Annotated in this window: 1 tRNA gene; it reads right to left on the bottom strand. The window is 46.2% G+C overall.

Features of this window, described 5'->3' with window-relative positions:
• Nucleotides 1-97: 97 nt before the first annotated feature.
• Nucleotides 98-174, bottom strand: a tRNA-Met gene (locus tag LVD47_RS23525).
• Nucleotides 175-260: the final 86 nt, after the last annotated feature.

A 260-nucleotide genomic window follows, 5' to 3' on the forward strand; every position in this document is an offset into this window, starting at 1 on the left:
TTGGCAAGGTTGCGCTCTACCAACTGAGCTAGTATCGCATAAGCTAACCGTTAATCTTCTCTGCTTACAAGCAGCAAATCAACGTCTAACTGTAATGTGGTTGCGGGAGCCGGATTTGAACCAACGACCTTCGGGTTATGAGCCCGACGAGCTACCAAACTGCTCCATCCCGCGTCCGGATGCATCATTTAAGTTGATGACTCTATATTTCCAATATCAATTCTTAGAAAGAAATTGGAGCGATACATCGGGTTCGAACC

Origin of the sequence: Membranihabitans maritimus, from assembly GCF_021729145.1 — a bacterium.
Lineage (GTDB): Bacteria > Bacteroidota > Bacteroidia > Chitinophagales > Saprospiraceae > Membranihabitans > Membranihabitans maritimus.